Source organism: Undibacterium sp. SXout7W (assembly GCF_049339385.1).
In the GTDB taxonomy this organism is placed as follows: domain Bacteria; phylum Pseudomonadota; class Gammaproteobacteria; order Burkholderiales; family Burkholderiaceae_D; genus Undibacterium.
Genome location: NZ_JBMPPF010000135.1, coordinates 1 through 306 on the forward strand (window position 1 = coordinate 1; position 306 = coordinate 306).

The window sequence follows — 306 nt, forward strand, 5'->3', positions numbered from 1 at the left end:
TCGTCGCCGATAAAATAATAGGTGGGCGGATGCAGTTCATGCACGATGGCCAGCAAAGGCGACTTGGCATAGCGCTGCAAGAAGCGCATATCCAGGCCCGCCACTTCGGTGGCTTGCGCCAGCGCGTCGCCAAACACATCGCGGCTGACGGCGCCCGCAAACGCGCTGGGCACGCCCAGGCGCGCCATCACGCGCGCCACGTTCCAGGTCGAACCGCCGACCTGGCTAAGCCAATGTTGGCGCGCCGGGTCCTGCACGATCATGTCGGTCAGTGCTTCGCCAGCCGCCACGAAGATCGGGAAAGTC

The 306-nt window shown here is 64.4% G+C and carries 1 protein-coding gene; it reads right to left on the minus strand.

Annotated features, from left to right (window positions below; all coding sequences use genetic code 11):
- A partial coding sequence (locus tag ACO0LB_RS20815; RefSeq protein ID WP_423052640.1) for a PfkB family carbohydrate kinase occupies nt 1-306 on the minus strand: 306 nt, incomplete at both ends.